The sequence below is a fragment of the Streptomyces sp. NPDC023481 genome (assembly GCF_055560195.1).
In genome coordinates this window covers 17,147-38,060 of the sequence record NZ_JBVHJE010000023.1, presented here as the reverse complement: position 1 = coordinate 38,060, position 20,914 = coordinate 17,147, and the positions used below count along the sequence as shown (strand labels likewise).

General features: G+C 71.0%; 16 protein-coding genes and 2 pseudogenes. 11 read left to right on the top strand and 7 right to left on the bottom strand.

What is annotated here, in order from left to right; genetic code table 11:
* Positions 1 to 212: 212 nt before the first annotated feature.
* On the top strand, positions 213 to 1,259 hold the full coding sequence (locus ACZ3ZD_RS33815; RefSeq protein ID WP_467406105.1) for an ornithine carbamoyltransferase: 1,047 nt from the start codon (positions 213 to 215) through the stop codon (positions 1,257 to 1,259).
* Here ACZ3ZD_RS33815 and ACZ3ZD_RS33810 read toward each other — a convergent pair.
* Positions 1,200 to 1,652: a MarR family winged helix-turn-helix transcriptional regulator gene (locus ACZ3ZD_RS33810; RefSeq protein ID WP_467406103.1), complete on the bottom strand. Its 453-nt coding sequence runs from the start codon at positions 1,650 to 1,652 to the stop codon at positions 1,200 to 1,202. The two genes, ACZ3ZD_RS33815 and ACZ3ZD_RS33810, sit on opposite strands and share 60 nt — an antisense overlap.
* Positions 1,653 to 1,763: 111 nt before the next feature.
* Between ACZ3ZD_RS33810 and ACZ3ZD_RS33805 the strand changes: the two genes are divergently transcribed.
* Positions 1,764 to 2,300: a phenolic acid decarboxylase gene (locus ACZ3ZD_RS33805; protein ID WP_467406099.1), complete on the top strand. Its 537-nt coding sequence runs from the start codon at positions 1,764 to 1,766 to the stop codon at positions 2,298 to 2,300.
* A 17-nt stretch (positions 2,301 to 2,317) separates the two neighbouring features.
* On the opposite strand, the gene ACZ3ZD_RS33800 is transcribed toward ACZ3ZD_RS33805, so the two are convergent.
* Positions 2,318 to 2,440 carry a hypothetical protein gene (locus ACZ3ZD_RS33800; RefSeq protein ID WP_467406095.1) on the bottom strand — a complete coding sequence of 41 codons (123 nt, stop codon included), beginning with the start codon at positions 2,438 to 2,440 and terminating at the stop codon, positions 2,318 to 2,320.
* Positions 2,441 to 2,607: 167 nt separating this feature from the next.
* Between ACZ3ZD_RS33800 and ACZ3ZD_RS33795 the strand changes: the two genes are divergently transcribed.
* Positions 2,608 to 3,690 carry a LacI family DNA-binding transcriptional regulator gene (locus ACZ3ZD_RS33795; RefSeq protein ID WP_467406093.1) on the top strand — a complete coding sequence of 361 codons (1,083 nt, stop codon included), beginning with the start codon at positions 2,608 to 2,610 and terminating at the stop codon, positions 3,688 to 3,690.
* A gap of 40 nt (positions 3,691 to 3,730) precedes the next feature.
* Here ACZ3ZD_RS33795 and ACZ3ZD_RS33790 read toward each other — a convergent pair whose 3' ends face one another.
* Positions 3,731 to 5,503, bottom strand: a complete 1,773-nt coding sequence (locus ACZ3ZD_RS33790) for a cellulase family glycosylhydrolase (RefSeq protein WP_467406090.1) — start codon at positions 5,501 to 5,503, stop codon at positions 3,731 to 3,733.
* A 126-nt stretch (positions 5,504 to 5,629) separates the two neighbouring features.
* Positions 5,630 to 7,147 carry a glycoside hydrolase family 43 protein gene (locus ACZ3ZD_RS33785; RefSeq protein ID WP_467406086.1) on the bottom strand — a complete coding sequence of 506 codons (1,518 nt, stop codon included), beginning with the start codon at positions 7,145 to 7,147 and terminating at the stop codon, positions 5,630 to 5,632.
* A gap of 404 nt (positions 7,148 to 7,551) precedes the next feature.
* Between ACZ3ZD_RS33785 and ACZ3ZD_RS33780 the strand changes: the two genes are divergently transcribed.
* The 4 genes from ACZ3ZD_RS33780 (at position 7,552) to ACZ3ZD_RS33765 (ending at position 11,541) form a co-directional block, all read left to right on the top strand.
* Positions 7,552 to 9,231 carry an extracellular solute-binding protein gene (locus ACZ3ZD_RS33780; protein ID WP_467406084.1) on the top strand — a complete coding sequence of 560 codons (1,680 nt, stop codon included), beginning with the start codon at positions 7,552 to 7,554 and terminating at the stop codon, positions 9,229 to 9,231.
* Positions 9,232 to 9,286: 55 nt separating this feature from the next.
* Positions 9,287 to 10,303, top strand: a complete 1,017-nt coding sequence (locus tag ACZ3ZD_RS33775) for an ABC transporter permease (protein WP_467406081.1) — start codon at positions 9,287 to 9,289, stop codon at positions 10,301 to 10,303.
* On the top strand, positions 10,300 to 11,250 hold the full coding sequence (locus tag ACZ3ZD_RS33770; protein WP_467406079.1) for a carbohydrate ABC transporter permease: 951 nt from the start codon (positions 10,300 to 10,302) through the stop codon (positions 11,248 to 11,250). Before ACZ3ZD_RS33775 ends, ACZ3ZD_RS33770 begins: the two co-directional genes overlap by 4 nt.
* A gap of 102 nt (positions 11,251 to 11,352) precedes the next feature.
* Complete coding sequence (locus ACZ3ZD_RS33765; protein WP_467406076.1) at positions 11,353 to 11,541, top strand: hypothetical protein; 189 nt, start codon at positions 11,353 to 11,355, stop codon at positions 11,539 to 11,541.
* Between the two features lie 35 nt (positions 11,542 to 11,576).
* Here ACZ3ZD_RS33765 and ACZ3ZD_RS33760 read toward each other — a convergent pair whose 3' ends face one another.
* A complete protein-coding gene (locus tag ACZ3ZD_RS33760) occupies positions 11,577 to 14,612 on the bottom strand; it encodes a glycoside hydrolase family 2 TIM barrel-domain containing protein (protein ID WP_467406073.1) in 3,036 nt (1,011 codons plus the stop codon).
* A gap of 477 nt (positions 14,613 to 15,089) precedes the next feature.
* Here ACZ3ZD_RS33760 and ACZ3ZD_RS33755 point away from each other — a divergent pair.
* From ACZ3ZD_RS33755 to ACZ3ZD_RS33745, 3 genes and pseudogenes are all read left to right on the top strand, one after another.
* Positions 15,090 to 16,043, top strand: a pseudogene (locus tag ACZ3ZD_RS33755) (arabinofuranosidase catalytic domain-containing protein); the annotation flags it as partial.
* Between the two features lie 100 nt (positions 16,044 to 16,143).
* Entirely contained in the window at positions 16,144 to 17,043 is a 900-nt protein-coding gene (locus ACZ3ZD_RS33750; RefSeq protein ID WP_467406070.1) for a CE1 family esterase, read from the top strand.
* A 54-nt stretch (positions 17,044 to 17,097) separates the two neighbouring features.
* Positions 17,098 to 18,162 (top strand): annotated as a pseudogene (locus tag ACZ3ZD_RS33745) (arabinofuranosidase catalytic domain-containing protein); the annotation flags it as partial.
* 125 nt (positions 18,163 to 18,287) lie between these two features.
* On the opposite strand, the gene ACZ3ZD_RS33740 reads toward ACZ3ZD_RS33745, so the two are convergent.
* Positions 18,288 to 18,764 (bottom strand): MarR family winged helix-turn-helix transcriptional regulator, encoded by a 477-nt coding sequence (locus tag ACZ3ZD_RS33740; RefSeq protein WP_467406067.1) that lies wholly within the window; start codon positions 18,762 to 18,764, stop codon positions 18,288 to 18,290.
* 69 nt (positions 18,765 to 18,833) lie between these two features.
* Here ACZ3ZD_RS33740 and ACZ3ZD_RS33735 point away from each other — a divergent pair, with 69 nt between their 5' ends.
* Positions 18,834 to 19,727, top strand: a complete 894-nt coding sequence (locus tag ACZ3ZD_RS33735; RefSeq protein WP_467406064.1) for an alpha/beta hydrolase — start codon at positions 18,834 to 18,836, stop codon at positions 19,725 to 19,727.
* Between the two features lie 129 nt (positions 19,728 to 19,856).
* On the opposite strand, the gene ACZ3ZD_RS33730 is transcribed toward ACZ3ZD_RS33735, so the two are convergent.
* Complete coding sequence (locus ACZ3ZD_RS33730) at positions 19,857 to 20,597, bottom strand: dienelactone hydrolase family protein (protein WP_467406263.1); 741 nt, start codon at positions 20,595 to 20,597, stop codon at positions 19,857 to 19,859.
* Between the last annotated feature and the right edge of the window lie 317 nt (positions 20,598 to 20,914).

Sequence of the window (20,914 nt, the reverse complement as noted above, 5' to 3'; positions counted from 1 at the left end):
ATGCGGGCATGTACGGCGGGCAGGTCTTCGGTGACCCTGTCGGTATGCCGGTTGTGGACGCGCCTTCCCGACGCGGCCCGCAGGGTCGCCGCCGGACCGGCACGGGACGAGCGCGCGCCGCCGGGGGCCGCGCCTCCCCGAAGGTGCCGACGAGGACTGCGCCTCACCGAAAGAGCTGATGAGGACCGCACCTCACCGAAGGAGAGGACCGCATGAGCAACCTTCACGGCCGCCCCGCGGCCACCCGTGCGCAGGGGCTGTTCTCGCTGGCGGACGTCGAGCCCGCCGCGCTGCGCAAGCTGGTCGCGCGGTCCACCGAGCTGTTCCAGGACCGGCGGGCCCACGATCTGCCGCTGCGGGACCTGGTCGTCGGGACGCTGTTCACCCGCACGTCCACCCGCACCCGTACCGCCTTCCAGGTCGGCGCGGTGCGGCTCGGCGGCACCGTGGTCGGCTACGGGCCGCACGACCTCCAGCTCAACACCGGTGAGTCCGTGGGCGACACCGGCCGGATCCTCGGGGCCATGCTCGACCTGCTCGTGGCGCGCACCGCGGGCCCGCTGGCGGAGCTGCGGGAGCTGTCCGGCGAGGGCGGGCTGCCGGTGGTCAACGCGATGGCGGAGGAGGAGCACCCGACCCAGGCGGTGTGCGACCTGGCCACCCTGACGCTCGCGTACGGCGATCTGAGCGGCATCCGCGTGCTGTACGTCGGCGAGGGCAACAACACGGCCACCGCGCTGGCCCACGGGCTGGCCACGGTGCCGGGAGCGCACGTCACCTTCGTCACGCCCGAGGGGTACGGGCTGCCGGACACCGTGCTCGGCGCCGCGCGGTGCGTCGCCGAGGACACGGGTGCCGTGCTGGCCGAGACCCATTCCGTGGCGGAGGCTCCGGACCGCGTCGACGTCGTGTACACCACGCGGTGGCAGACCACCGGCACCAGCAAGCCGGACCCGTTGTGGCGGGAGGCGTTCCGGCCCTTCCACGTGGACGAGGCGCTGATGCGCCGCTGGCCGCGGGCGTCGTTCCTGCACGATCTGCCGGCCCACCGCGGCGACGAGGTCGCGGGTGCGGTCCTCGACGGTCCGCGCTCCCTCGCCTGGACGCAGGCCGCGATGAAACTCCCCAGCGCCATGGCCGTCCTGGAGTGCGTGGCGCGGCTCCCGGTCCCACCGGAGCGGGCTTCGCACGCCGCGGGGTCACTGGTGCGGTCGGCTCGGCTCCAGGACGGTGGTGAGGCGGGCCAGTACCGGGAGTGAGGCCGTCAGCGTCTCGCGGTCGTCCGTGGGGAGCTGTTCGATGGCCTGGGCGAGGGTGGCCGAGCTGGTGCGGTCGTAACGGTCGAGCAGGTCGAGGGCCGTCGCGGAAGGGGCGAGGACCACGGCACGCAGATCGCCGGGGGCGGGCTCGCGGGTCACCAGGCCCGCCGCGGTCATCGCCTTGACCAGGTTGCTGACGGTGGAGGGGGCGATGCCCAGCCGCTGAGCGGTGGCACGCGGGCTGAGCGGGCCCTCGCCGGCGAGCACGCGAAGCAGCTCGATCTGGGCTTCGGGCAGGTCGGGCAGCCCCTCGGCACTGCGGGTCGCGCGGACCACGGCTCTGCGGAGGGGGCCCAGGAGGCGGCTGAGTTCGGTGGCGGTGCCCATGTCCATGCCCTCCATACTGCCCGAGCAGTTTGTTTTGCTGCAAAATAGTTTTATGGCAAAATGAAGGTACCGGCTACAGACACAGACGCCGTACCGCACGCGACAAGGACTTCCCCCATGAACACCACCGTTCACCAGACCACCGTCGCCGACCCCACCCCGCCGCAGGACCTGTCCGCCATGGTCGGCCACCGCTTCATCTACACCTACGCCAACGGCTGGCAGTACGAGATGTACGTGAAGAACGCGACGACCATCGACTACCGCATCCACACCGGCATGGTCGGCGGCCGCTGGGTCAGGGACCAGAACGTCGACCTGGTCATGCTCACCCCGGGCGTCTACAAGGTCTCCTGGACCGAGCCCACCGGCACGTCGGTCTCGGTCAACGTGCTCCCCGGCGAGCGGGTGCTGCACGGCACGATCTTCTTCCCGCGCTGGGTCGAGGAGCACCCGCGGCGCACGGTGCTCTTCCAGAACGACCACCTCGACACGATGCACGCCTACCGCGACGCCGGGCCCACCTACCCGATCTACGTCGTCCCCGAGTTCGCGAAGATCACCCTGGACGAGTTCGTCGGAGAGGACAACGAGGACGCCGTCGCCCTCGCACCCGGCGACCTCCCCGAGGGCTGGGCCGACCGGACCAACTGAGCACGGCACACACCGGCCTACGGGTGACCGTCGCCGCGCGGGGGCTCGCCTCCGGTCAGCAGGAGGGCTCCGGCGGCGACGGATTCCTCGGCCTGCCGGTGGATCGCCGTACGCAGGTCGGTCTCCTCGGCCGGCACCATGCCAGCGACACCGTATGCGGTATGCGGCTCACCGGCCGTACGGGGGCGATGGAGTCCGCGACAGGCCGCGGCACGGGGGTGTCACAATGACGGCGGCAGGTGATGACACGCGCTCCGAAGCCTCTCGTGCGCTCGGCGGCGGGTCGCGCGACCGGGGAAAGGTGACCGTGGCGGACAGCAGGGCGGGAGTGTCTCCGAAGGGCGAACAGGATCCGCCCGGGGGACGCAGGGGGCCGGTCACCATCGCCTACATCGCCGAGTCGGCGGGCGTGTCGATCCCGACGGTCTCGAAGGTGCTCAACGGCCGGTCGGGCGTCTCCGGCGACACCCGGGCCCGGGTCGAGGAGCTGATCAACAGGTACGGCTACAAGAAGCCCCCCGGCCGCCGGAACAACACCGTGGAGCTGGTCTTCCGCGAACTCGAGAGCATGTGGGCGGTGGAGATCATCCGCGGCGTCGAGCGGACCGCCAGCAAGAACGGCGTGGGTGTCATGGTCTCCGAGTTCGGCCTCCACGACACGCCGACCAGGACCGTGGACGAGATGGTCGACCGGCGCCCTCACTGCGTGCTCTCCGTGGCACAGCTCTCCGACAAGGAGCGCGAGCAACTCAGGGACCAGGACATCCCGTTCGTGGTCTTCGACCCCACGGACGAGCTGCCGGACGACGTGCCGTTCGTCGGCGCCACCAACTGGCGCGGCGGCCAGTCGGCCACCCGGCACCTGATCGAGCTCGGCCACCAGCGCATCGCCCTGATCGGCGGCCCGGAGGATGTGTCCTGTTTCCAGGCCCGGCAGGCCGGCTACTCCTCCGCCCTGGAAGCGGCGGCCCTGCCCGCGGACCCCCGCCTGGTCGTCCACGCGGAGCTGAACCGGGAGGCGGGCCGCCAGGCCGCGCACACACTGCTGGATCTGCCCGACCGCCCTACCGCGATCTTCACCGTCAACGACCTGCAGGCCCTGGGCGTCTACCAGGCGGCGCGCGAACTCGGGCTCACCGTCCCGGACGATCTGAGCGTGGTGGGCTTCGACGACCTGCCGGTCGTCTCGTGGGTGGAGCCGCCCCTCACGACGGTGCACCAGCCACTCACGGAGATGGCATCGGCCGCCACGGAACTGGCGCTGGCCCTCGGCCGCGGTGAGCGGCCCGCTCGGACAGGCCTGGAGATCGCCACCTCGTTGACCGTCCGCGCCAGCACGGCTCCACCACCGAGGAGAACGAGGAACCCGAAGAGGCAGAAGCGCGCCTGAGAACCGCCGCGCCCCCTTGTGGCAGGCGCGGCGGACCGGTTCAGGAGGGAGAGCCGGTGACCGTGGTGCCGTCGCGCACGACGTGGTAGGTGACCTTCGCGCCGCTCCAGAAGTGGAAGGTGAGGGTCGCCTCCTGGCCGTCCTTGAGCGCTGACAGGTAGTCGGAGGTGAGCGTGAGGGTGTCGGCCCGGTACTGGGGCACGAACTGCGAGCCGAACATCTGGAAGGTGCTCCAGCTGATGGGGCCTGCCGGGGTGCCGTCAGCGTACTGGGATTCCATCGTGGCGAGCTGGTCTCCGCGGTACCGGGTGGGGAGGGTGAGGGACCCGCTGGTGGTGCCCGTCGCGCCGGAGAGCTGGGGCACCTCGCTGGAGACGATGTCGACGCTCCAGGGCCGGCCCTTCGAGAACCTGGCCTCCAGCGTCGCCCTGACACCGTACGAGCGGTCCCCGGCCAGCCGGGTGAGTGCGCTCGCTTTCAGCGTGAGCCGGTCGCCGGACACCGTGTAGTCGCGGCCCGCGTGGAGTCGGGTACGGCCCTGCCACAGGCCCCGGAAGGCGGTGCCGTGGGGGTTGAGGGTGAGCGTGCGGTCGGTGATCGTGCCGGTCGCCGGCACGTACACCTGGTCGGAGGAGGCCGTCCCCGAGCGGGTGGTGTAGCCGGCCATGATCCAGTCCATCACCTGGGGGTCACGCCACTGCAACGTGGCGCGGTTGATGTACTGGTACGGGTCCCACAGGGCCGTGGTGACGCCGCTGACGCGGGCGTCGTGGCCGAGGCGTTCCAGGTACTTCAGTGCCTCGCCCCGCTCGACCACGTACGGGTCGGAGTCGACGGGCGGGAAGCCGAACAGGCCGTACTCGCCGACGTAGACGGGGATGCCCTTGGCCACGAAGACGTCGTGCATCAGGCCGAAGGCGGTGTCCATGTCCTTCTCGGAGGTGGCCTCGAAGGTGGTGTAGCCGGCGACGTTCACGCTGAACGGCCAGAAGCCGTAGTAGTGGACGGTCGCCACCAGGTTGTCGTCGTGCAGCGACGACATCGTCGTGGCGAGGTCGTCCATCAGCGGCCGGCTCGGGGTGGCCCCGAGGGTGGGCAGCACCAGGAGGCGGTGCGCGTTGCGACCGCCGCCGGCGCGGACGGTCTGGTGGAAGGAGAGGTTCAGCTCGTTCAGCAGCCGGGTCTTCTCGGCGTCGGTGATGCCGTCGAAGGACGGCTCGTTGACGCTTTCGAAGAGCAGTCTGCGCGGCTCCTTGCGGAACGCGGTGGCGATCTGCCGCCAGGTGGCGTCGAACCGGGCCATGACGGCGTCGTGGTCGGTGGGCAGGTTCTTGATCCACTGCCAGGAGTCGTGGTGCACGTTGAGCACCACGTACAGGCCGTCCTCGATGGCCCAGTCCACGACCTGCTCGACCCGCCGCATGAAGACCGGGTCGATCGTGTACGGCGCGGTGGCCGACTGGTGGCCGCTCCATGTGACCGGGATGCGGACACTGCGGAAGCCCTTCGCCCTGACGGCGTCGAACAAAGCTCTGGTGACGGGGGGATTACCCCAGGAGGTCTCGTCGGGGATGGCGTCCAGGGTGTTGCCCAGGTTCCAGCTGGGCTGCATGGCGGCGACCATCGCCAGCTGTTCGCTCGTGCGGGGCGCGGGGCGCTGGGGTGCGGCGGTCGCGGCGGGCGCGGAGGCGCCCCAGGCCAACTGGAGGACGACCGCCGACCCGAGCAGCAGCCCGGCGAGGCGCCGCAGGCGCTCGCCCGGCCGTGGCCGGCTCCGGTGTCCTCGTCGTGGGGTGCGTTGCGTCTCATCCACTGTGCTGTCCCTTCAGACGTGGGTGTGAGGGGCCGCCACGGCCTCGCGCGGGCGCGCCGCGACGGTGGACTGAAGGAGGTGACCGGCTGACGACGGTCCGGGACTGAGGGGAGTCGGTGAACGGGGTTATCCGGCCCCACCGGAGGCGGACGTGTACGTGAACCAGTCGAAGTGGACCGTCCCCGCGGCGGCGTACAGTCCGACCACGCGTCCGGTGAAGCCACCGGCCACTTCGGTGGAGAGATAGCGGCCGTCCAGCGAGGCCAGCTCTGTCCCGGCGCCGTCGGCGGTCTCGACGCCGAAGACCAGGGAGTCGGGGCCGACGCGCGAGTCGTGGGGCTCGGGTGCCGGTCCGGTGCGCACCGTCAGCACCAGAGGACCGGAGGGCAGGGTGAGTTCCGCGACGACGCTGTGCAGCGAGCCGATCCGGGCGATCACCTGGACGCGCCCGTCGGGGCCGGCCTCGACACGGTAGTGGTGCCGTTCGTCCAGGAAGACGGCGAGGCCGCCACGCCCCTCGGCCGGGTCGGCCAGGGCCCTCGCCCGGAAGGCGAGGTGCTGCTGACGGCGGCCGACGAAGACCGCGTCCGGCTCGTCCAGGGACCCGCCCCGGGAGCGCAGGGTCAGCCAGCCGTCGCGTTCCTTGGTGGTGACCAGTTCCGCCGGACGGTCGCGCAACGAGATCCAGTGCGGCCGCAGTTCACCCGGCTCGAAGTCGTCATGGCCGTCCGTGCCGGGGCCGGGGGCCAGGGACCAAGGAAGCGGCGGGAGTTCCAGACCGATCTCGCCGACCACGGGCCAGCCGTCTTCCCATGTGACCGGTGCGAGGAAGGTCTCGCGGCCCAGGATGTGCCAGCCGGGGGTGCCGCCCTGCGGCCGTACGCCGAGCAACAGCATCCACCAGGACCCGTCCGGTGCCTGCACCAGGTCGGCGTGTCCGGTGTTCTGCACGGGCCGGCTGGTGCCGCGGTGGGTGAGGACCGGGTTGGCCGGGCACGGCGTGAACGGGCCGGACGGGGAGGGGCCTCGGGCGATGGAGACGGCGTGGCCGCGTTCGGTGCCGCCCTCGGAGAGCATCAGGTACCAGTACCCGCCGATGCGGTACAGGTGCGGCCCCTCGGGTGCGGCGGCGCCCGGTGTGCCGGACCACAGGGGGTAGGGCGTGTCGAGTGCCTCGCCCGTACGGGGATCGATGCGGGTCTGCCGGATCCCGGCGAAGGTGCACCAGCAGGTGCCGTCGTCGTCCCAGGCGAGGTCCGGGTCGATGCCCGTGACCCCGGGCAGGGGGACCGGGTCGGACCAGGGGCCGGCCGGGTCGGTGGCGGTGAACAGCACACTGCCGCCGCCGGGGGCGACATGGGCGGCCGCGAGCCAGAACCGGCCGTCGTGGTGGCGCAGCGTGGGTGCGTAGAGGCCGCCGGAGGAGGGCGTGTCCGTGGGCAGGTCCAACTGGCCGGGCCGGTCGACCACGTTGCCGATCTGGGTCCAGTTCACCAGGTCACGGCTGTGGAAGACGGGGATGGCGGGGAAGTACTCGAAGCTCGAGCAGGCGAGGTAGTAGTCCTCGCCGACGCGGCAGACGCTCGGATCGGGACGGAAGCCGGGCAGGACCGGGTTGGTCGCGGTGGCGGGATGCGTCGGCATGGTGTCAGGCCGTCCTTGGCAGGTGGGATCGGCGGAGTCCGGTCCCGGGAAGCGGTCAACTCGTCTGCGTGCGGGGGCGTTCGGCCAGGCGGGCCTCGACGGTGGTCCACTCCCTTACGCAAGCCCTTCGACGCTGGCACGGTCCACGGCGACGGTCAAGAGAAAGTTTCCTGGAAAGTGTCGGTGCCTTTCGCCTTTTGTTTTCGTCGCCGGACTCTTGCGCGGTCTTAGCCGCCGCGCTTAACCTCCCGGCAATGTCGAAGCGCTTCGACGGCTCCGCTCCCAGCGGCGCGCCGTTCGCGCCTTCTTGGTGTCCGACCGCCCGCACAGCGGTCGCGCCCGCCACGCGCCGCGTGTTCCTGCACGACACGTCATGGAATCCCCCAGGCGAAGGGCCGTCCACCATGAGCACCTCAGTGAACCGCAGAGCATTCGTGAACGGCGCCCTCGCCGTCGCCGGGGCCGCTGCCGTGTCCCCGCTCCTGGCCGCCTGCGGCGACGGCTCCGACGCCAGGGGCGGGACCAACACCGAGTCCGGCCTGGCCGCCGTACTGCCGCACTACCGGCCCCGCACCTCGGTCAAGCCCGACATCCCCTCCGTCCCCGGGCCGGCCGGCGCCTTCACCGACCCGGGCTACCTGTCCTACCCCGCCGAACCGGCCAGGACGGTGTCCGGCACCCCGGGGAGGGGCGGTACGTACACCGCGGTCACGCCGATGTGGGGCACGCTCCCGTCCCCGGGCAACTCGTTCTACCGGGCGGTGAACAAGGCGCTGGGCGCCACCGTCACCATGAAGCCGGCCAACGGCAACGACTACGCGACCATCGTGCCGACGATGACCGCGTCGAGGAAGCTGCCGGACTGGATCCAGCTGCCGACCTGGTGGAACAACAACTTCGACGTGGGCAAGCTGGCAGGCACCCAACTCGCCGACCTGACCCCGCACCTGGCCGGCGACAGGATCAAGAAGTACCCGAACCTGGCCGCGATCCCCACCCTGGCCTGGCAGGCGGGTGCCTGGGAGGACAAGATCTACGGCATTCCGTCGTTCACCAGCGGGATGCCGCTGGCCGGGGCCGTCTTCTACCGCGCGGACGTCCTGGAGGACCGCGGCATCACCGCCGACCAGGTCAGGTCCGCCGACGACCTGTGGCACCTCGGCAGGGAACTCACCCACGCCAAGGCCGGGGTCTGGGCCTACGACGACGTGTGGACCTACCTGTCCCCGGCCTGGGGACTGCCGGCGGGCTGGAAGGTCGACCACGGCAAGCTCACCCACAAGTACGAGATGCCTCAGATGCTGGAGGCGCTGGACTGGCACCACAGGCTCGCCAAGTCCGGTTTCATGCACCCCGACGCCCTGTCCGGCACCGGCAACGACGTCAGCACCCGCTTCTACTCGGGCAAGGTCCTGATCCAGGGCGGTGGCATGGGCGCCTGGACACTCAGCGATCACCAGTCCGGCACCGCGGCGGACAGGAGGTACCGCCGCGGCGCGTTCGACGTCCTCGCCGCCGACGGCAGGTCCGCTCCGCGGATCTTCCTGGGCGCGGCCACCAGCATGCTGAGCTACCTCAACGCCAGGCTCGGCAAGGACCAGATCGAGGAGCTGCTGTCCATCGCCGACTTCCTCGCCGCCCCGTTCGGCTCGGCGGAGTACACGCTGGTCAACTACGGCGTGGAAGGCGTCCACCACATCCGGCGCAATGGCGTGCCCACGTACACCGACGAAGGCCGGAAGACCGCTCAGCAGGTGGTCTTCCCGTTCCTGGCCTCACCTCCGAGCGTGGTCAGCGACCTCGGTGCCGACCAAGTCACCAAGGACTACACGGCGTGGTGTGCCCGGGCCGTCCAGCACGTCTACAAGCCGGTGTTCTACGGCATGAACATCACCCTGCCGCGACGCTTCGCCGCCATCGCCGCCGGCCAGTCCGTCGAGGACGCCATCCAGGACGTCATCCACGGCCGGAAGAAGGTGTCCGACTACCAGGCCGCCGTCTCCGCCTGGAAGTCCAGCGGCGGCGACCGTCTCCGGAGCTGGTACCAGACCGAGGTCCTCGACAAGCACGGCACCGGCCAGTAGCAGACGACGGCGCGCGGTCGGCCCCGGCCGGCCCGGCCCCCAGCGAGGAGGAACGGTGGCCGCCACCTTCACCCCCAAGGCGATCAAGCGCGAGGGCGACGACGAGGCCTCCGGCACGGCCGGAGCGCGGGCACACCGGCGGGCCGGACCCGTCCGGGCCGGACGGACGAACTGGCGGATCCGGCTGCGCCGGGACCGCGCCCTGGTCCTCATGACCCTGCCGACGGTCGCGCTGCTGCTCGTCTTCAACTACGTCCCGCTGTTCGGCCTGATCACCGCCTTCGAGTACTACGACCCGCTGGACGGCGTCCTGCACAGCCAGTGGGCCGGGCTCGACCAGTTCCAACAGCTCTTCCACGACCCGGTGTTCTGGTCAGCGCTGCGCAACACGCTCTGGCTCAGCTGCGTCCAGCTGGTCCTCTTCTTCCCGGTGCCCATCGCCCTGGCGTTGTTGCTCAACTCGGTGCTGAGCGAACGGCTGCGCAATGTCATCCAGTCGGTGGTGTACCTGCCGCACTTCTTCTCCTGGGTGCTGGCCATCACCATCTTCCAGCAGATGCTCGGCGGCGCCGGAGCGCTCAACCAGTTCCTCGCCCGGCACGGCATCGGGGCCTGGGACATCATGACCGACCCCGGTGCCTTCCCTCTGCTGGTCACCGGGCAGGCGGTGTGGAAGGAAGCGGGCTGGGGGATCATCGTCTTCCTCGCCGCGCTCGCGGCCATCGACCAGAACCTCTACGAGGCCGCGGCCGTCGACGGCGCCGGACGCCGGCACCGCATGTGGCACATCACCCTGCCCGGTATGCGCGGCGTCATCGTGCTGATGCTGGTGCTGCGCCTGGGCAACGCCCTCTCCGTCGGCTTCGAGCAGTTCCTGATCCAGCGCGACGCCGTGGGCCACGACGCGGCCGACGTACTGGACACCTTCTCCTTCTACTACGGCATCGGCACCAACAACTACAGCTACGGCGCTGCCGCCGGACTGTTCAAGAGCGTGATCTCGCTCCTGCTGATCTGGGGCGCCAACAAGCTCGCGCACGCCTTCGGTGAGGACGGGTTGTACCGCGGATGAGCCGGACGACGACACCCCCGCAGATCTCCCGGCCGCGGCCCGGCCGTCAACGGCGGCGCCCCGCCTGGGAGGAGAAACCAACCGTCCTGGGCCAGACGCTCAAGGGCGGCGTCCTGGCCCTGGTGGTGGCCGGTGTCCTGGTGCCGCTGTGGATCATCACCCTGACCAGCGTCTCCACGCCGGGCGCCATCAACCGCGCCGGCGGTCTGGTCGTGTGGCCCGACGGCCTCACCCTGGACGCCTACCGGCAGATGCTCACCGACGGCCCGGTCACCCGCGCCGTCCTCGTCAGCCTCGGTATCACCCTGGTCGGGACCGCGGTCTCCCTGGTGTGCTCCGTGCTCTGCGCCTACGGGCTCTCCCGCTCCCGGTCGTTCGGCCACCGCGCCATCCTGATGCTGCTCATCGTCACCATGTTCGTCGGCGGCGGCCTGATCCCCACCTACCTCGTCGTCACCGGACTCGGCGGGTACGGCCGGTACTGGTCGCTGATCCTGCCCAGCGCCGTGTCCGTCTTCAACATCCTGGTGCTGCGCGCCTTCTACTCCGGCACCGCCGCCGACCTGATCGAGGCGGCCCGGCTGGACGGGGCCGGGGAGTGGCGCGTCCTGTGGTCGGTGGTGCTTCCCACCTCCCGGGCGGTCACCGCGGTGGTGGCCCTGTTCTACGCGGTCGGCTACTGGAACTCCTTCTTCAACGTGATGCTGTACATGCCGACCGACAGCGCCAGGTGGCCGCTGCAGTACGTGCTGCTCCAGTACGTCAACTACGGCATGTCCATTCCGGGTTCGGCCAACGGCGGGTTCGGTTCCCTGCACACGCGGACAGCGCCGCAGTCGCTCCAGATGGCCGTGGTCGTGCTGACCCTGGTGCCGATCCTCGTCGTCTACCCCTTCATGCAGAAGCACTTCAGGGCCGGTGTGCTCACCGGCGCCGTCAAGGGCTGACCGGCCGTGACACAGCGGAGGAACCACCGGCATGGTGACCCTGGCCGAGGCGGCCGCGGGCGTCTCCCCCAGCACGGCGAGCCAGGTCATCAGCGGCCATCGGTGGTGGCGCTGTGCCCGGACGACCCGGCCGAGCGGCACTCCCCCGGGCTCACCTCGGTGACCGGTCCGGCCACGGAACGGGCGGCGGAGTTGCCGCTGACTGGCGTGAACGGGCGGACGCCGGACCGGGTCACGCTGCTCACCCCGGTGCCGACGAGCCGGGAGAGCTGCGGCCCGGCACCCCACTGACCCGGTGCAGAGGGGTGTTGCGGGCCGTACCGGTCTCACTCCGGGCCGAGGGGCGTCAGTACGAGGGTGAAGCGGGCCGGTCCGAGTTCCAGCCGGTGCTGCGGCAGGACGCCGGGGCCCACCGCGGCGCTGCCGAGGCCCTGGACGGCGTGGTCGGTGTGCAGGTGGACCACTGGTTCCGGGGTCAGCTCGTGCTGGTGCCGGGCGGCGTCGAGCCGACGGTCGCTCCAGCGTCGCGCGGCGATGTGGAAGACCTCCTCCCCCTCGACGCGGATTCCCCGGCCGGCCCCGTCGCCGATGGCCGCCCAGCGGACGTCCGCTCGGTTGCCGTTCTCCTGCGGGCGTACGTACGGCGTCTGCATCTCGTCCACCGTGGCGCGGAAGCGGCCGACGCGGACCGCCTGCCGGGAGTCCGGGTACGCCTCGCCGGGGCCCGCGCCGAACCACTCCACGTGCGACCAGTCCTCGGGCAGCCGCCAGTCCAGGCCGATCCGGGCCAGGGAGCGGGACTTGTCCCTGCGGACCAGCTCCGCGTACTCCTCGGGGGGCAGCTCCGCGTCGACCATGGTGTCGGCGAAGTCGTCGCCCCGTTCCGGCCAGTGGCCCACCGGCTCGGTGTGGACGCGCACGCGCAGGCTCTCCCCGTCGCTGTCCCACCGGTAGGTGGTCAGGTAGCCGCAGGCGGCCGCGGCGGCGGCGCTGCGCACGACGACGGTCAGCCCGTCCGGGCCGGCGTCGACGGACACGGTGCGGTGCCGCAGCCGGTCCAGGCCCCGGCCTTTCCAGTAGGCGGCGTCGCGCTGCGTCCAGCCCAGGTCGTTGTCCGTGGGGGCCCGCCACAGGTTCACCCGGGGTCCCCGCACAGCCGCCGCGCCGAGGCCCAGCAGGCTGCCGGTGGTGCTGTCGAAGCGGCCGGGACCGAGCCGGATGTACTCGTCCGCGGTACGGGCCGCGACCGGAGCGCCCCTCGTGCGGCGGCGGGAGGTCGAGGGAAGCTGGAACTGGGCCCAGGCGACCACATGCCCCTCGGGCGCCCAGTCGGCGGGCTTGGCGAGTTCCGCCTGGACGGTCAGCCAGAGCTCGCCGCCCCGGCCCGGCGCCGACGGGCCGTTCGGGGGCAGCGGGGGCAGGGGCAGCCGGCCGTGTTCCCCGGCCCCCACCTCGGGGGTGGGCAGCACGCCCCGGGCCAGCTCCGTCCCGTCCCGCTCCAGCGACCAGGTGAACCGCAGGTGGGACAGGTCGAGCACGTCGTAGTGGTTCTCCACCGTGAGCGTGCCCTGCTCCGGGCCCCAACCGATGCGCACCGGCGCGATCACCTTGGCGTACTCCAGCAGGCCCGGGGAGGCGGTGCGGTCGGGGAAGACCAGGCCGTCGCAGATGAAGTTGCCGTCGTGCAACTCCTCGCCGAAGTCGCCGCCGTACCCGAAGAACTCCTGTCCCTGCGCGTCGCGGATGCGCAGCCCCTGGTCCATCCACTCCCACACCCAGCCGCCCTGGAGCCGCGGGTAGCGGTCCCACAGGCGTGCGTACTCGGCCAGCCCGCCGGGGCCGTTGCCCATCGCGTGCGCGAACTCCGTGAGCAGGTACGGCTTGCGGTTGCGCGGGTCGTCCGCCGGGTCGCCGGAGCCGGGGCGGGCCGGGTAGGAGATCTCCCCCGGCAGCAGCAGGCCACGGCCGATGCGGGCGACGGCGGCGGGCGGACGGTACATCTCGCCGTGCACGTCGGTGTACTCGCCGAGCCGGTCGCCCTCGTAGTGGAGGGGGCGGGACGGGTCCCGGCGGCGCACCCACTCGGCCATGGCGCGCAGGTTGCGGCCGTCCCCGGCCTCGTTGCCGAGCGACCACAGGATGACGCTCGGATGGTTCTTGTCCCGTTCGACGGTGCGCTCGGCCCGGTCCATGAAGGCGTCGTGCCAGCGCGGGTCGTCGGAGGGGTTGCGCTGCCAGCGCTCCTCGTCGGCGTACTCGAACCCGTGGGTCTCGAGGTCGCACTCGACCATGACCCACAGGCCGAGTTCGTCGCACAGGTCGAGGAAGGCCGGATGCGGAGGGTAGTGGGAGGTGCGGACGGCGTTGATGTGGTGCCGCTTCATCAGCTCCACGTCGCGGCGCATGGTGTCCGGGGACAGCGTCCGGCCGTGGTCGGGATCGAACTCGTGCCGGTTGACCCCGCGCAGCACCACCCGGTGGCCGTTGACCCGGAGCACCCCGTCGTCGCCGACGGCGACGGTGCGGAACCCGAGCCGGACGCGCACCCGCTCGCTGTCGGTGGCCAGTTCCGCGTCGTAGAGCCACGGGCTCTCCGCGCTCCAGGGGCGCACCGCGGCGAACACCGACTCGCCGGCGAGCGGCCGGTCGTGGACGCCGAGGCCGGGGACGCTCATCCGTACGGGCGCCTCGGCGTCGGCCTCCACACGGAGCCGGCCCTCGCCGGTGTCCGGGTCGTAGTCGGCGTGCAGGAAGACGTCCCGGATCCCGCCGGCGGGACGTGCCTGAAGGGAGACGTTCCGGAAGATGCCCGACAGGCGCCAGGTGTCCTGGTCCTCCAGGTAGGTGCCCGCGGAGAACTGGTGCACCCGGACCGCGAGGACGTTGCGGCCCGGCCGCAGCACCCCGGTCACGTCGAACTCGGTGGGCAGCCGGCTGCCGTACGTCACGCCCAGCTCGCGACCGTTGAGCCAGACCCGGGCGCAGGAGTCCACCCCCTCGAAACGCAGCACGGCCCGCCTGCCCTCCCAGGAGGCGGGCAGGTCGAAGACCCGTCGGTAGTCCCCGGTCTCGTTCTCGTCCGGGACGAAGGGCGGGTCGACCGGGATCGGGTAGGGGATGTTGAGGTAGACGGGCCGCCCGTAGCCGTGCAGTTGCCAGTGTGAGGGCACGGGCAGCCGGTCCCAGGAGCCGTCGTCGAAGTGCGGGTCCTCGAACCCGTCGGGTTCCGGGCGCAGCGCCGGCCAGAACCGGAACGCCCACGCACCGTCGAGGTCGATCCTGGGCGCGTCGGAGTCGAGGGCCGAGCGGGGCGCGAGCCGGCCACGGCCGGGGACGAAGGATTCGAAATAGCGCGCGTGCATGCGCGTTCCTCCGGGAGATCGGGATGAACGACCGGAATGCTGCACGCGACCGTAGTATCGAAACTTTCTTGCGGGAAGCTCTTCGGTTTTCCGAGCCCGGGCAGCTCACGCCAGGTCCCGTCCTCTTCACCACCAGTGCACCACTTCCTGCCACGGCAAAACGTCCTGTGACAGGCATTGACGATTGCCCTGAGGTTCCTATCATCCAGAGTGTCCGAAACCCCGAGTGTCGTTCGAAATATCAGACATGCAAGCGCAAGGCACAGCACGCACCAGCACCACCAACGCCGCTGGATTCTCCTGGAGTCAGACGTGCCTCTATTACTGTCATGGACATGTCCGAACGGGCGAACACTCATCCGCGAACGCCCCCAAAAACGCCCCTTACGCGCGGCACTCCGAGCGGCGGCCTGCCTGGCAGCGCTCGTCACCTCCCTGCTGGCCTCGCTGATCTCCCCCGTCCCGGCGTCCGCCGCCGGCACCGGACCCTGTGACCTCTACGCCTCGGGCGGCACCCCCTGTGTGGCCGCCCACAGCACGACCCGCGCCCTGTACGGCTCGTACAACGGCCCCCTCTACCAGGTCAGGCGCGCGTCCGACAACGCCACCAGGAACATCGGCGTCACCGTCGCCGGCGGAGCGGCCGACGCCACGGCCCAGGACGCGTTCTGCGCCGGTACGACCTGCGTCATCACATGGGTCTACGACCAGTCAGGGCACGGCAACCACCTCGGCTACCAGGGGCCGGGCGGGGTCGGCGGGTCCGACACGGCGGCGAAGGCCACCAGCGAGTCGCTCACGGTCGGCGGCAAGAAGGCCTACTCGCTCTACATCAACGCCGGCAACAGCTACTGGCGTGACGGCCACCTGACGGGCGTGCCCACCGGCAGTGCTCCCGAGGGGATGTACATGGTCACCAGTGGCACGCACGTCAACAGCGGTTGCTGCTTCGACTACGGCAACAGCGAGACCACCCGCAAGGCGGACGGCCCGGGTGCGATGGACGCGATCAACTTCAGCACGTCGTGCTGGTTCGGCGGTTGCTCCGGCACGGGTCCCTGGGTGCAGGCGGACCTCGAATGGGGTCTGTTCCCCGGCGGCAGCACCTCCTGGAACCCCGACCAGCGTGCCTTCGGCGGCAAGTTCGTCACCGCGATGCTGAAGAACAACGGCACCTCCCGGTTCGCGATCAAGGGCGCGAACGCCCAGTCCGGCGGTCTGACCACGCTGTACGCGGGCTCGCTGCCCAACGGATACAGCCCCATGAGGAAGCAGGGCGCCATCATCCTCGGCAGCGGCGGGGACTGCTGCAACGGCAACACCAACCTCAGCGTCGGCACCTTCTACGAGGGCGCCATCACCGCCGGCTACCCCTCCGACGCGACGGACGCCGCCGTACAGGCCGACATCGCCGCGGCCGGATACCGCTGAGTCCCCGCTCCCACCCCCGGGGCGCCCCACCTCCACCCAGCTGATCGACCGAAGGAGTGATGTGATGCAGAAAGCCAGATCAGCCTCGTTATGGCCCACCGTGGTCGCGGCCCTTCTCGCCCTGGTCGCCACCACCGGAGCCTCGGCTCCGCACCACAGCGGCGACGGGCGGCGCGCCACCCCCGCGGCCGTCCGCGGCACCGCGGCGACGGCCGGGTGCGGCAAGGCCCCCGGGCTGGCGAGCGGCACGCACACCACGCAGGTCAACGGCAAGAGCCGCACCTACATCCTCAAGGTGCCGGACAACTACGACCGCAACCACGCCTACCGGCTCGTCTTCGGTTTCCACTGGCTCGGCGGCACCGCCACCGACGTGGCGACGGGCCGCACCGTGGAGAACGGCACCTGGGCGTACTACGGGCTGCAACGGCTGGCGAACAACAGCACGATCTTCGTGGCACCCCAGGGCCTGAACAACGGCTGGGCCAACTCCGGCGGCGAGGACGTCACCTTCACCGACGTCATGCTCGGCCAGATCGAGAACGCGCTGTGCGTCGACACCACCCGGCGCTTCTCCGTCGGCTTCAGCTACGGCGCCGCCATGACATACGCGCTGGCCTGCGCGAGGCCCGCGGTCTTCCGCGCGGTCGCCGTCCAGTCCGGCGGACAGCTCAGCGGCTGCGCCGGCGGCACCCAGCCCGTCGCCTACCTCGGCGTACACGGCATACGGGACTCGGTCCTCGGCATCTCCGGTGGCCGTACCCTGCGTGACCGGTTCGTGCGCAACAACGGCTGCGCGGCGCAGAACCCGCCCGAGCCCGCACAGGGCAGCCGGACGCACCGCGTCACCGCCTACACCGGATGCTCGGCCGGACACCCCGTCGTATGGGCCGCGTTCGACGAGGGCCACATCGCCGCCCCCCAAGACGGCGCGGACGGCGACAGCGGATCCCGGACCTGGGTGCCGGCCGAGATCTGGAAGTTCTTCACCCAGTTCTGAGACCAACCCGGCGCCCGCCGGTCAACACCCCCCCACTCCCAGAGGAGTTCACCGATGTCCCTACGACCCCGGTCCCGCACCCTGCGGCACTCGCTGCTCGCCACCGGAGCGGCCGCCGCGCTCGGCGTCGGCCTGCTCACCGGCGCGGCACCGGCCGCACCTGCCGCCACCTCACTGCCGTGCGACCTGTACGCCTCCGGCGGCACCCCCTGTGTGGCCGCCCACAGCACGACCCGCGCCCTGTACTCCTCCTACAACGGCCCGCTGTACCAGGTGCGCCGCGCGTCGGACAACGCCACCCGCGACATCGGCGTCCTGAGCACGGGAGGCGTCGCCAACGCGGCAGCCCAGGACTCCTTCTGCGCCGGCACGTCCTGCGTCATCACCGTCATCTACGACCAGTCCGGCCGCGGCAACCGCCTCACCCAGGCGCCTCCCGGCGGCTTCTCCGGCCCGGCCGCCGGCGGCTACGACAACCTCGCGAACGCCACCGCGGCACCCATCACGGTCGCCGGTCACAAGGCCTACGGCGTCTACGTCGCCCCCGGCACCGGCTACCGCAACAACAACACCAACGGCGTCGCCAAGGGCGACCAGGCGGAGGGCATGTACGCCGTCCTCGACGGGACGCACTACAACGGCGGCTGCTGCTTCGACTACGGCAACGCCGAGACCAACAGCCGCGACAACGGCAACGGCACGATGGAGGCCATCTACTTCGGCAACATCAAGGTCTGGGGCTACGGCAGCGGCAACGGCCCCTGGATCATGGCCGACCTGGAGAACGGCCTGTTCTCCGGAGTCAACCAGCACTACAACGCGGGCGACCCCTCGATCAGCCACCGCTACCTCACAGCCGTCATCAAGGGCGGCCCCAACCACTGGGCCATCCGCGGCGGCAACGCCCAGTCCGGCGGCCTGTCCACCTTCTACAACGGCGTCCGGCCCAACGTCGCCGGCTACAACCCGATGAAGAAGGAGGGCGCCATCATCCTCGGCATCGGCGGTGACAACAGCCACGGCGCCGCGGGCACCTTCTACGAAGGTGTGATGACCTCCGGCTACCCGTCGGACACCACCGAGAACTCCGTACAGGCCAACATCAACGCGGCCGGATACGGCAGGTAACGCGCCGCTCCGGCGGACAACGCCCCCAGGATCGCGGCTGGTCGAGAGACGAGCCGCGATCCGCCGTACGTCCGTGCCCCGGCCCGCCGCCGCCCCCTCCCGGGTGGCGAGGGCCGTCAGCCCGTGGGGACGCCGATCTGGTGGCGTTCGAGTACCGAGCGCAGCTCGGCCAGGGCCCGCGCGGCGGCCGTCGCGGAGGACTCGTCGAGCGTGCCTCCGATCAGCTCGGCCACTTTGACGGCGAAGGTTTCCTCCGCTGCGCCGGCGAGCCGGATGCCGTCGTCGGTCAGGGTCAGCAGCGAGGAGCGGCGGTCGGCCGGGTTCGGCTGCCGGGCGGCCCACCCCTGCTTCTCCAGGCGGTCGATCATCTTACTGGTCGCCCCGATGCCGATGGCGAACTCGGCGGCGAGGTCCGCCACGCGGGACCCGGGGTGGTCGCGCAGGTAGCGCAGGGCCTCGAACTGCGAGGTGACGATCCCGTGCCGCTCACGGAGACAGTCGTTCAGGGCGTTGTACAGACGCGTCTCGCACCGGACCAGGTCGGCGAAGAAGCCCGGGAGGTCGACTGTTCCGGCGCTCGGTGTGGATGCCATGGCATGTAGTGTACTTTACATTCCTCAGCATATACTTCCATGGCAGTCACCTATGGCAGGAGCGCACCCATGAGCAAGGAACAGCGCGCGAAAGTCGACGCGATGCTGCGGCAGGCCCGCCCCGAGGGCCCCCGACCGGTCGAAGCGATGCGAGCCGGGTTCAAGGCGCTGATGGCCCGCATGGTCGTACCCGACGGCATCCGCACCGCACAGACGACGCTCGGCGGCCGGCCGGCACTGCGTGTCGACCCGGACCAAGAGGGGCGCGCCGGGACGATCCTGTACTTCCACGGCGGCGGCTGGGTGTTCGGCTCTCCCGAGACCGCCCTGTCGCTGACGGGACACCTCGTGGCCAGGACCGGCTTCGCGGCGTACTCGCCGGACTACCGGCTCGCCCCCGAGCACCCGTTCCCGGCCGCGATCGAGGACACACTGAGCGCCTACCGCGCCCTCCTCGACAGCGGCCGGGATCCTTCGACCCTCGCGTTCGCCGGCGACTCCGCCGGCGGCGGCCTCTCCGTCACCACCTGCATCGCCGCCCGCGACGCGGGCCTCCCGCTGCCCGGCGCCATCGTGGCGTTCTCCCCGGGCCTGGACGCCACCCGAACCGGCGAGAGCATGGACACGAGGGCGGCCAGCGACCCGGTCTTCACCCGCGCGGCCGTCGAACACACCGGAGCCATGTACCTTGCCGGAGCCGACCCCGCCCAGCCCCTGCTCAGCCCGGCCGTCCTCGCCGACCTGACCGGCTTCCCCCCGATGCTGATCCAGGTGGGCACCAACGAGATCCTGCTGGACGACTCCACGCGCCTGGCGGCGCGCGCGAGGGCAGCCGGAGTCGACGTCATCCTGGACGTCACCGCCGACGTGCCGCACGTGTTCCAGTCGTTCGCCGGCGTCCTGGACGAGGCGGACGAGGCACTGGACCGGGCGGCACTCTTCCTCGACCAGCGCCTCCGCTGACGGCCGCGCCCTTCATGAGGACGACGGCAACGCCGGCGAAGCAGACCACGTCCTTCCACCCGCCGGCCCGGTCGGCTCGGTGCCGCCTGACCTACAGGCACATGATGCCGGTGGCCCGACGGCCCCGTGTCACTTCAGGTGCCGGGTGAAGAACTGGGCCGCGGCGTCCCCCGCGAACGGCGGGACGCCGGTGTGGCCGCCCATGTTGGCGTGCAGCGTCTTCTCCTTGGAGCCGAAGGCGTCGAACAGGTCCAGCGCCGCCTGCCGGTCGTTCCCCGCGTCGTCCCACTGCAACAGGACGTGCAGCGGAATGGTGACCTGGCGGGCCTCCTCCAGTACGGCGCGAGGAACAAGACTCCCGGCGAACAGGACAGCGGCCGAGATACGCGGCTCGACCACCGCCAGTCGGGTCCCGATGGAGATCACTCCCCCCGAGTACCCGACGGGGCCGCCGATCTCGGGCAGCGAGAGGAGGGCGTCCAGGGCGGCCTGCCATTCCGGGACCGCCTGGTCGACCAGGGGGAGGACGAGGGCGTCGATGATCTCGTCGCCGACCGGCTCGCCGGCCTCCACAGCCCGGCGCAGGTCGGCGCGGGCCCGCTCGGCGGCGGGCCAACGGGGCCGGTCGCCGCTTCCGGGGGGCTCGATGGTGGCCGTGGCGAAGCCGTTCGCCGCGGAGTGCCGGGCTCGGGCCGCCAGTCGGGGGTACGCCGTGCGCAGCCCGAGAGGAGGAGGGCCGAGCAGGATCAGCGGCGCCGGTGTGGATGCGCGTGCGGATCCGGGCGTCCACAGGATGCCGGGGATGTCGCCGAGGGTGAACTCGCGCTCGAGGACAGCGTCGTCAAGCCGCTGTTCAGAGGTGAAGTGCATGGTCGTGCCTTTCGGGAGTGCCATGGAACGGCGCTCCCGGACGACCTATCGCCCGACCGTGACCCCGGAGGGGAGCACCCATGTCGATACGTTCACGGGTACCACCTCCACACTCTCTCGCACGGCCTCCGGCAAGGTAGCAGTGGCCACCACGGTCCCGCCAACGGGTTTTCGCGCACGCTCCACGGCCGACCGGCTTACCTCCTCACCCGAGGAGCATAGATCCGAGCTATCACGGAAGATCAGCTCGCGATCAGGTGATGTCGATTGGTTGGTTCACCTCAAGCGCGGTGCTGAGCGGGACATTTGACCAAAGC

What these genes read in the sequence shown, in the direction of transcription:
- ACZ3ZD_RS33815 (WP_467406105.1), top strand. Translation starts at nt 213, where the DNA reads ATGAGCAACCTTCACGGCCGCCCCGCGGCCACCCGTGCGCAGGGGCTG.
- ACZ3ZD_RS33810 (WP_467406103.1), bottom strand. Translation starts at nt 1,652, where the DNA reads ATGGACATGGGCACCGCCACCGAACTCAGCCGCCTCCTGGGCCCCCTC.
- ACZ3ZD_RS33805 (WP_467406099.1), top strand. Translation starts at nt 1,764, where the DNA reads ATGAACACCACCGTTCACCAGACCACCGTCGCCGACCCCACCCCGCCG.
- ACZ3ZD_RS33800 (WP_467406095.1), bottom strand. Translation starts at nt 2,440, where the DNA reads ATGGTGCCGGCCGAGGAGACCGACCTGCGTACGGCGATCCACCGGCAG.
- ACZ3ZD_RS33785 (WP_467406086.1), bottom strand. Translation starts at nt 7,147, where the DNA reads ATGCCGACGCATCCCGCCACCGCGACCAACCCGGTCCTGCCCGGCTTC.
- ACZ3ZD_RS33780 (WP_467406084.1), top strand. Translation starts at nt 7,552, where the DNA reads ATGAGCACCTCAGTGAACCGCAGAGCATTCGTGAACGGCGCCCTCGCC.
- ACZ3ZD_RS33770 (WP_467406079.1), top strand. Translation starts at nt 10,300, where the DNA reads ATGAGCCGGACGACGACACCCCCGCAGATCTCCCGGCCGCGGCCCGGC.
- ACZ3ZD_RS33760 (WP_467406073.1), bottom strand. Translation starts at nt 14,612, where the DNA reads ATGCACGCGCGCTATTTCGAATCCTTCGTCCCCGGCCGTGGCCGGCTC.
- ACZ3ZD_RS33740 (WP_467406067.1), bottom strand. Translation starts at nt 18,764, where the DNA reads ATGGCATCCACACCGAGCGCCGGAACAGTCGACCTCCCGGGCTTCTTC.
- ACZ3ZD_RS33735 (WP_467406064.1), top strand. Translation starts at nt 18,834, where the DNA reads ATGAGCAAGGAACAGCGCGCGAAAGTCGACGCGATGCTGCGGCAGGCC.
- ACZ3ZD_RS33730 (WP_467406263.1), bottom strand. Translation starts at nt 20,597, where the DNA reads ATGCACTTCACCTCTGAACAGCGGCTTGACGACGCTGTCCTCGAGCGC.